At 33.4% G+C, this 7,883-nt stretch carries 9 protein-coding genes; 1 reads left to right on the top strand and 8 read right to left on the bottom strand.

Annotation, left to right across the window (positions count from 1 at the left end; genetic code table 11):
• Positions 1-358: 358 nt before the first annotated feature.
• Complete coding sequence (locus AVL50_RS27585; RefSeq protein WP_062614479.1) at positions 359-1,066, bottom strand: class I SAM-dependent methyltransferase; 708 nt, start codon at positions 1,064-1,066, stop codon at positions 359-361.
• A gap of 100 nt (positions 1,067-1,166) precedes the next feature.
• Here AVL50_RS27585 and AVL50_RS27580 point away from each other — a divergent pair, with 100 nt between their 5' ends.
• Positions 1,167-2,042, top strand: coding sequence for a LysR family transcriptional regulator (locus AVL50_RS27580; protein WP_062614480.1), 876 nt, complete (start codon positions 1,167-1,169; stop codon positions 2,040-2,042).
• 71 nt (positions 2,043-2,113) lie between these two features.
• On the opposite strand, the gene AVL50_RS27575 is transcribed toward AVL50_RS27580, so the two are convergent.
• The 7 genes from AVL50_RS27575 to AVL50_RS27545 all read right to left on the bottom strand — a co-directional run bounded on the left by AVL50_RS27575 (position 2,114) and on the right by AVL50_RS27545 (position 7,770).
• Positions 2,114-2,698 (bottom strand): hypothetical protein, encoded by a 585-nt coding sequence (locus tag AVL50_RS27575; RefSeq protein ID WP_062614481.1) that lies wholly within the window; start codon positions 2,696-2,698, stop codon positions 2,114-2,116.
• A 26-nt stretch (positions 2,699-2,724) separates the two neighbouring features.
• A complete protein-coding gene (locus tag AVL50_RS27570) occupies positions 2,725-3,219 on the bottom strand; it encodes a hypothetical protein (protein ID WP_062614482.1) in 495 nt (164 codons plus the stop codon).
• Positions 3,220-3,403: 184 nt separating this feature from the next.
• A complete protein-coding gene (locus tag AVL50_RS27565; protein WP_062614483.1) occupies positions 3,404-4,504 on the bottom strand; it encodes an SMP-30/gluconolactonase/LRE family protein in 1,101 nt (366 codons plus the stop codon).
• Positions 4,505-4,571: 67 nt separating this feature from the next.
• Positions 4,572-5,147, bottom strand: a complete 576-nt coding sequence (locus tag AVL50_RS27560; RefSeq protein WP_062614484.1) for a Crp/Fnr family transcriptional regulator — start codon at positions 5,145-5,147, stop codon at positions 4,572-4,574.
• An 81-nt stretch (positions 5,148-5,228) separates the two neighbouring features.
• Positions 5,229-5,720 carry a DUF2938 family protein gene (locus AVL50_RS27555; RefSeq protein WP_062614485.1) on the bottom strand — a complete coding sequence of 164 codons (492 nt, stop codon included), beginning with the start codon at positions 5,718-5,720 and terminating at the stop codon, positions 5,229-5,231.
• 83 nt (positions 5,721-5,803) lie between these two features.
• Positions 5,804-6,643 carry a helix-turn-helix domain-containing protein gene (locus tag AVL50_RS27550; RefSeq protein WP_062614486.1) on the bottom strand — a complete coding sequence of 280 codons (840 nt, stop codon included), beginning with the start codon at positions 6,641-6,643 and terminating at the stop codon, positions 5,804-5,806.
• A 170-nt stretch (positions 6,644-6,813) separates the two neighbouring features.
• Positions 6,814-7,770 carry a hypothetical protein gene (locus tag AVL50_RS27545; RefSeq protein WP_062620463.1) on the bottom strand — a complete coding sequence of 319 codons (957 nt, stop codon included), beginning with the start codon at positions 7,768-7,770 and terminating at the stop codon, positions 6,814-6,816.
• Positions 7,771-7,883 lie beyond the last annotated feature (113 nt).

The following is a 7,883-nucleotide window of genomic DNA, read 5'->3' as shown; positions in this document are numbered from 1 at the left end:
TTTAGCTTTTGACTTCTAAGCCTAGATTTTTTGCTTCGTTTTTCATCAATGGAAAAATGAAGAAGAAGGAAGCTTGAAAGTAGAACCTTCAAAGCTTGTAGAAATGCTGAGTGAAAGTTGACGATAATTTAGTTTACAGAGTGAAAAGTACTAGGACAAAAGTAATCGAGTATTTCTTGCACCATAGTTAAAACTATGGGCAGGTGATACAACAATCTAATCAAGACTAAAGTCTTGAAGATTGATAATGTAAGCAACACTTTAGTGTTGGTGGAGTCGGTATCACCTGCCCATGACTTCAGTCATGGTGCACAATAGTGTTGTTCCATTTCTTCTGTCCTAGTACTTACAATGAGATCTATTTGATGCCTCCGAAAGCAGCAAAACACATATTTTTATGTAAAATTTCAGTGGTTGTGAAACCCACTTTTTTCATTAAATCCAATTGATAGGTAACGGGTCTAGGAGAGTCTTCTTTTTCAATATATTCCAAAACTGTCTTTCTATATTCTTTTCCATTCACCCCCTCCAAATAATCACCATAACGCTCCCAAATGTATTCGTTCATGGTTTCATTTTCTTGTGTCACCAAATCAGAAATCATTAAACATCCACCTGGTTTTAAAAGTCGATACAACTTTTGAAAAGTAGTTTCCCAGTCTTGATCATCTCTCAAATGATGTAAAACTGTTCCTGCTAAGATGATATCAAAACTATTTTCTTGAAGTTGAACCTCACGTATATCACCTTGAATTGTCTCAACGCTGTTGATGGTTTTTTCAGTAACTCTTTCTTTTGCTCTATCCAACATTGGCTGACTCAAATCCACTAAAGTACAGTGAAGGTTGGCAATCTTACTCAACATTTTTAAGGTGTAATTTCCTGCACCGCAACCAATATCTAACAAATATTCAGCCTCAGGAACAATTCTTTTAGAGGCTTCGGTTAATAATTCAAGAGAAATTGTAGCATCAATAGTGGCCACTTGTCCTGTTTCCAAGTTGGAGAATCTTTCGACATCATGATCAAACCTTTCTTTAATTTCTTTTACTGTTGATTTTTCCATAATAGTTTCTTTTTGTGATTGAATAATTCAAATGTATTGCTTTTACGATTGCCTTAAAAAGACTTATTTTGTCATGTATTAATACCTATTAAGTATAGAAATGGAAATAAGACACTTGAAATATTTTTTAGCAGTAGCAGAAGAATTGAACTTTACAAAAGCATCAGAACGACTCTGTATTTCTCAGCCTCCTTTAAGCAGACAAATCAAAGAACTTGAAGATGAACTTGGGGCAAAACTTTTTGAACGCAGTAATAAAAAGGTCACGTTGACGGAAGCTGGAAAATATTTTAAAGAAGAAGTCACAAAACAGCTTCAAGGTTTAGAGTCCATTACTTTGAAGACAAAAAAAATTGCTGAAAATGTAAGTGGTGAGTATAGAATAGGATATATCAGTTCAACTTTCTCTGCTCAAATTGCCAAACTTGTGCAGTTTTTAACACAACAATATCCCTTCTTGAAAATTAAATTATACGAAGTATCTACAGCCAAGCAGATTTTGGCGTTGGAACAGCATAAACTTGATCTTGGAATTATTAGGGCACCTTTAGTTTCTACAAAAATATCCTCTAAACTATGGTTTAAAGATCAATATTCGTTGGTTTTCAATCATGAACTCTTGGGTCAAGTAAAAAAATTAGCGGAGGTAAAGGATAAAGTTTTTGTGTTTTTTAATAAAGAATATGCTCCTGTGTACTACCATTCTTTGGTGGAAATATGCTCCCAATACGGGTTTATCCCCAACGTAGTACATGAATCCAACAATATCAATTCTATTATTCAGTTGGTGAGAAATGGATTAGGTGTTTCAATTGTACCGAGTAGTTTAAAGCACAATCATCAGTATCCTGAATTGACTTTTTGGGATTTAGATAAAAAATATACTACTGATGTTTTGATTGCCACACCTAAAAATGAGAAGTCTGAAATAAGTGAAGTGGTGGTGTCGTTTTTGTTGGATGCCATCTCATCCTAAATCCACGATTTGAAATGATGAGTTTAGGATGAAGAGGGACCTGATCATTTATAGATATTATAAATATGGATCTATTTGGAGAAAAGAGAGTATACTAAACTAACTGTCAATAAGGAAAATGGAATTAACCAAAAAATTCCGTCTATACTATCGAGTAGATATAAAAACAATTTGTGTCGAATCCCCTTGTTTTGATATTCTCTTCCACTCTTTACTTTTCTATATGCACTATAAAACTCTTCAAAATCAGCCTTTCCAACCATATCAACCTTGATTGTATTTAGGTTTTTTATCTTAATATAGGTCTTTACTTGATAGAATGAAAATTTAGACCTAGCACCTAGATGCGTCTTTTTTTTGTCCTGTTTTATACTAAAAATATCGTTTAACGCTATTCTTTTCATGGAAGGTAGAAAGAGATATGATACATATAGATAGTCTTCAGTTAATCGAAGTATTTTAATGGAAATTAAGTAATAAAGACTAACCAATAACAAAACCCCAAAGCAGATTGAAAGTGGAATTATAAATAATTTTGTTTCATTATTTAGTCCATCAAAGCATAACCAAAGGAATGCTCCAAAAAAGCAGACACTCATCATATAAGAGCCAATTAATGTTAAACGTGGCTTTGTTTTATATATACTTTTCTCCATTTAATTATTAATTACTAAAATAAGCTCTATTGGTTTACCTGAATATCTCCATGCCCAATATAGTCACATTCTCCATTAGAGATGATATAATAGAATCGAAGAACATTTTTTGAAAGTGTTACACTTTTTAAATCTATTGGACTTTTAATTGACTGTACATCATCTTCAGAAAAATAGACGTTAAAATCTTCATCAACTATTCTGTAAGAAATTGTACTTCCTTCCGGTTTTGAAAGTTGAATCATAAATTGGTCTTCACAAGGATTAGGGTATACGATAATATTAAAATTATGATCGCTTTCTTTTGTACATTGATTGATTGACTTCGAAAATAAATTTTCTTCTGAAGTACTCCAATCTCCAGAAAAATTCCAATCGTCATCTTCTGCAGAGATTACATTTCCATTAGAATCCGTAAATGTGAAACCTGTAAATTGAATTGCAGATTCATTCTCTGAGTTGGAAGCACAAGAAAATAGCATTGCTGAGATGATAGCTGTAAAGTAGATTTTTTTCAACATAAAGTTTGCGTTGTTAATATAAATGATTTTTGTTTTTGAAGTCTTAAAATTAATAGCTTCATCTCAAGGGTTAAATTATTTGTATTACTATTTATGAACTACTTTAAAATTTTCACCCATCAAAAGTAATACAAAAAATAACCCTATTTCAAGTAACGTCTGTACGGTATATTATTTAATCAGCTTATTCCTCCAATTTATACCTGCCGATATGATCTGTCAAATCACCACCAAGATATAAAAATCCATTGTGTTCCTCCACTGAACTGGCTTCAGAAACAAACTCTCCAGAAGTATCATAGTAGGTCTTCAAAATTTCACCTTTTTCACTCAAATGCATGATCATACCAAAAGCTTCTTGCTGTGGTTGCAACCAAAGAGGTATAGAAAAGATAAATTTCTTCATGCCTGTATTCGGTTGGACTTTATCCAAAACGTCGTCTCTTCTAGTGGTGAAACCGAGCCAAAAGCTTCCGTCTTCTCTTGTAGCGACACCGTTAGGAAGACCCGGAAGATTGTCAATAAAGATTTCAGTTTCGCCCTTCTTTTCACCTTTCAGCCAATAACGTAAAACCCTATATTTTGTCAATTCTACTAATAACACGAAATCATCATTTTGTGAAACGGCCACTCCATTGCCAAAATAAGAGCCATCGATCAGCGTTTTTACTTCCTTTGTTTTTGGGTTATAAGAGTATAGACCTCCGTCCGGTCGAACTTCAAAGATGATCTTGCGGGCATTTAATCGAGAGAAAGGAACCTTGGAAGAAGTGTTGGAAAAGTAAATCATGCCATCGTTGGCAATGTCTACATCATTTGGTATTAAGAATTGATTTCCATGTTCATCTTCACTCGCAAGAATCGTCATTTCACCCTTCTGATCAATGCTTACTAAGCCTTTATTAGGTACACAAGCAATCAGGTTTTGCTGAGCATCAAAGTGTAAACCAGCTACCCATTCTTCTGTATTACAGAATTCAGAAATATTACCAGCGGTATCAATTTTCAATACTCTTCCATCCGAAAAATCAGTTTCTGAAATATGAGCACCACAGTATAAATTTCCCTCTTTGTCTACAGCAATATCCTCAGGGCCATACCATCCTTCAAGGTCGATCCATTGCGTAGCACCAAGCAATTCATTTTCTGCAGTGCTTCCTTTGAGTTCAGGTTTTTCAGGAGGCGTCCAAGCTAAAGGTTTAAGAGAACAAGATGCTAAGGTAAGGTTTAGAGTTAGGGCAAGAATGCCAGCTTTTAAGAAGAATAGAACTACTTTTTTCATCATAACTTCGTTTGTTTTTAAATAATACTACAAAGCTATAGTGTTGAAAAAAGGGGTGCATTGATATTTGTTAAGAAATGCTGATTTGCTTCCGAACTCTGCTCAGTGATTCTGGAGCAATGCCAAGATAGCTCGCAATTTGATGTTGAGGAACTCTATGTACAATCTTGTCGGCATACGTTTGAATAAAGTCCAGGTATTTTTCTTTAGCCGTCAGTATTTGCATCTTTCTAGTCCTTTCAATCACACAGAGATAGTTTTTCTCGGCCATAATACGCCCTAATTTCTCAAACTTAGAGGCTTTCTGATAGAGTTCTGCCATGGTTTCAAATGATATCGCATAGACGGTACTCTCTTCTATGGCTTCCAAATTCTCAAGGGCAGGAGTTTGAGAAATAAAGCTGGAATAACTGGAAATAAACTGACCGTCACAAGCAAAATAAGTATTAATTTCCTTTCCATCTTGAAGGTAATAAGAGCGGATCAAACCCTGATCAATAAAATATACTGCATCTTCAATCTTACCCTCACTACTCACAACAGACTTTGCTTTATAGTGTTGAAATATGAGCTTTTCTTTTAAAATCTCCCACTCATCTTCAGTGATTTGAATTAAATCAGTCAGTATATTTTTCAGTTTTTCCATCAGTTCAGGTTGTTATTTGGAATGAAATAGCGATTTCAAGTTACAATTATTTAGTTCAAACCAATGAGCTAGTTTTCATTTTTAATTCCCCCATTTGAATTTACTTATCATAAATGCAGATAAAAATAAACCTAAACCATAGATACTATGAATTAAAAAGCTCATTAATCTTGCTTTGATAGGATTGGGTAGGTTGCTTCCTCCAATACCAAACCCGAAGGCAGGTTGCATGATAAAAAAGGGGGCAAGTAAAGTCAGCCATCCTATAATCAAAGCAGGTAGTAATGTGGGGACACTTAGCCATTTTTTACCAAAAAATAAAACCAGCAGGAAAGCAAAAACAATTCCTATTGCATAATGTGCAAGCTGACCAATTATCACTTCTGATTTTATAGCAGGTGAATCAACTATTTTATGGTGAAAAAATTTACCCTTGAACAAGTAGCCAATCCAGCGCCCTAAAAATCTGTAATCTAATCCATTGATCCCAAATTGTCTTAGAATAAAGGCATAAATGTCCATTGTAGCTGTACTTCCAATGCCTATTAGTAGAATTTTGAGTAATATATTCATCTTTTTTCAGTTTGTATTGATGTAAACAAAGGTCATAGAATATGGAAGAAGATGAATAGGACAAAATGTAAAAATAATGGCACTTATTGAGATTGTTGACGAAATGAATTAGGTGTGTAGTGGGTATGTTTCTTGAAGAATCGGATAAAGTAGGCGGGGTCGTTAAAACATAATTTGAAAGCAATTTCATTAATGTGGTGAGAAGTTGATAAAAGCAATCGCTTTGCTTCGAGAAGGGTCTGCTCTTGAATAAGTTGAGAACATTTTTTTCCTACCAACTTTTTAGTAATGGAATTAAGTTTGTTCGATGAAATATTGAGTATTTCCGCATATTCAATCACTTGTTTATTGGGGCATGTTTGATTTTCTAATAGATATATGAATTCTTCCAGTATTTCTTGTTCATGAATGTTTGATCTGTTATGAAATACTATTTTTTGATCCATATTGCGATGTAAAAGGACAAATAAAATCTCTAGATTTGCTTTTATGACAGCTTGATACTTCAATTCTTTTTTTGAATATTCCTTATCTATATTTTCAAAAATTGATACTATTGACTTGAAGTTGTGTGAGGTAAATTTATAATGATTTTGCTGACTTACCTTTCTTAAGAGTTCTTTATCTTCATTAAAAAGATGAGCATCAAAAGCGATTAAATAGCCTTTACTTCTCTGTTGGAGGACTAGTTCATGCACCTGTCCAGGTCGTATGATAAAAAGTGTATTTGCATCAATTGGGTAGTGGACAAAATCAATATGATGTTGACCGTTGGCTTCTTCTAAGGCCATTAGGAAAAAGAAATCATGCCGGTGTAAACCCTCTTTCATATCTTTATCCATCAATACATCATCAAGGTGAATAATTTCTAAAGGGGTTGAAAATTGAGATTTTTCTTTTTTTCGAATGGCAATATCTGACATCTTTTTTGTTAGTAGGTAGATGTTTTTTCAACCAAAAATAGAACTAACTTTTTACACAACAAACAATTCAAGTGGTAATCTCACTTCAATATAGATCAAAAAAACAGCTTAATAACTGTCTTATTATAAGAATTGTTATTAAGCTGAATATGTTTTAGCTTGAAATACAATTAGCTTTCAATCATTTCTACTTGATAATTACCTACCCATTCAGATAAAGTCTCCTTTAGAAACGCTAAAGCCTCTTCATATTTATGCTCCGTTAATAAATGATGAAAAGGAGTGATTTTATCAAGGTATATACTTTTCAATAGGTCAGTTTTGTTGGTCTGCTGATCAATAAAACCACTTACATAAGGAGAGATAAAATAGTATAATTCGTAATAAATCGCTCCATCTTTCATATCAAGAAGTTTATTATCTCTGAAAACCCTATATAGATCTAAAACTTTTTCAGATGAATGTTGGTGTATTTTTGATACTGCAGCTGTAGCTAGACAATCATCATTTTCTTCTTCCCCTATTTCTGTTTCAGATTTTTCTTTACATAATGGAGGGCATGGTTGTGCCCAATTTCCAAAAAGGGAATTATTTTCCTTTTGAAATTCTAATATTGGATGAATTATTTCCTCTTTATAACTAAAGTGCAGCGTAATTTGATCACCTTGACTGTCTTTGATGAACTCCAATAGTTTCTTCTTGCCAAAGAATCCTCCTCTGGTAATTTCTTTATAGTTCAATCCTTGATCTCTTTTTTTTATATCATTCACGAATGATGAAATCAATTCGCATGTTCTTAAGGTAGAATGCTTTTCACCTAAATGATCATAATACCCTTGTTTAATCAGGATAGCTTGGTTGCCAACGGAATATTCAGATCTAGCACTGCAAGGTATAAGAAGTATTCGTATACTATTAGGGTTTAAATGATCGGCAAGTCCGTACATAAACCGAATCCCTTTTACTTCTGGAGATAAATTGATTACTTTTTCAATCAAAGACTTAGGAATTACAAATGATGAAGCTGTGCTTGGGAAGGTTTCTTTGTAGCAGTTGGTATGTTGATCAAAATACTTTTGGCTTACATATTGACCAACTTCTGATACTTTAAGTTTACTTTGTTTCATTTTAAAAATAGTTAGGTGTTTACTTATTATAATTCAAAGGCTTCTACTTGATAATTTTCTACCCATTCAGATAGAGTCTCCTTTAGAAACGCTAAAGCCTCTTCATATTTATG

Source organism: Flammeovirga sp. SJP92 (assembly GCF_001583495.1).
Classification (GTDB): domain Bacteria; phylum Bacteroidota; class Bacteroidia; order Cytophagales; family Flammeovirgaceae; genus Flammeovirga.
The sequence above is the reverse complement of the archived record's forward strand: the minus strand, read 5'-3'. Positions and strand labels throughout refer to the sequence as shown.